Consider the following 1,518-nt stretch of genomic DNA (forward strand, 5'->3'; position numbering starts at 1 on the left):
GAACGAGAGGCTATTCCTGATGAAGGACCTGGCGGCGGTCGAGGAGGCGGTGGGCCTGGGCGCAAAAATAGTTGAAGCGGAGGTTGCCTTCTGACCAAAATGTCCTCAATTATTTCGGAGTTTTAAAATTAAATCTCTCATTCCCTCTTCTTTTTCCTTAAATTCATTTGAACTTATCTTTTCTAGTAGAATCTCGTTGTTTTTATCAAGTTTGTATATCCAAAAGCCTTCAGGAGATGCAATTACGAAGTTGTTGATCCCTAACAGCAACGAATAAGATTTTGCTTGCAGGACTGCTTCTTGAAGTCTTGCGTCATTTAGAATTTCTAATTTATCTTCAAAGAGTGTTAAAGTGCCTCTTTCGTCACGGATAATGAAATCCACAAAACAAGTATGGTACTGTCTACCGATTATAAAGTAACAAGGATATTGCCTTTGAAACTTAAATCCCCAATGCCGAAAAAGTGGTTCTAGGACAACATCTTCGAACTCTTCTTCAGTTGCATACTGACCTGAGCTAACCGTTTTTGCCACTGGTTCAGGGATTAAGTCGTTTTTCTCGCATACATCTTTTCCGATTATCTCCAACAATCTGTTGTATATTGAATAAGGCACTGGTGCTGTAACAACTCCCTGCGAACTGCATTTCGCGAAGCCCCAATTGCCTAATACCGTATCATGTTTCATGTCAACCATTGTTATGTCTTTAATCGGTGTAATCTTTTTTAGTGGAACCCAAAAACCACCCCAACCACCGTAGGGGTCGAAATAGGGTGGTTCTGAGACAGAAAAAATGTCTGCTATCGCTTTTCTTGGAGCTTGTCTGTACATAAAAACCAGATCATTCACTTGCATCTCTTTTCTTCCTGACCAAATGACTTCGTTCTCTTTGTCTAACGAATCAAAATGAGTTTCTCCCGTAGCCATTATCCAATATCTGTTGTAACCATTTCTCTCCAAAAATAGGCTTCCAAGCCCTTGGTATAAGAAATAGTTTATTTTCTTGTGAATGAGTTTGTCTTTTACATCTGGCCACGCATCTGAGGCAAAAGAACGCATAGCTTCGTTTAATATGAGGTAGTTGTCAAAGCTATCTTTATTTTGTCCTATCTTATAAAATCCAAACTGAAATTTATCATAAATTTCACTCAAAAATTTCAATCCTGAAAATATCTCATTTTCTAACATTGAAACGCGATAGAATATGTATTTTTCCGGGTAGATATAATTTAAAACTAGAGATATTTTAGATATATTGTTTTTGAAAGACTCTCTTAATATCGAAATCGCCTTTTCTTCTTTCGGCAGGTCATTCAAAGATATGTCTTGCGGTAAATCGATATCTCTTCTCGAATTTAGCTCATACAAGCAATCTTCAAGTTTATATTGCCATATATCGGGATAAATCTCATTTGCATTTCGATCTGCGTCCTCAATCAGCCAATTTAAAACGTATTCTCCGTTCATGTGTTAACCTCCCGTCTTTGCTTATCGATAACTTTAACGAAATTTTCTGAG

The 1,518-nt window shown here is 37.5% G+C and carries 1 protein-coding gene; it reads right to left on the reverse strand.

What is annotated here, in order from left to right; translation table 11 throughout:
• Positions 1-105 precede the first annotated feature (105 nt).
• Positions 106-1,467 (reverse strand): EVE domain-containing protein, encoded by a 1,362-nt coding sequence (locus PLK24_RS11415; RefSeq protein ID WP_324479253.1) that lies wholly within the window; start codon positions 1,465-1,467, stop codon positions 106-108.
• Positions 1,468-1,518: the final 51 nt, after the last annotated feature.

Source organism: Atribacter sp., assembly GCF_035418125.1.
GTDB classification, from domain to species: Bacteria; Atribacterota; Atribacteria; order Atribacterales; family Atribacteraceae; genus Atribacter; species Atribacter allofermentans.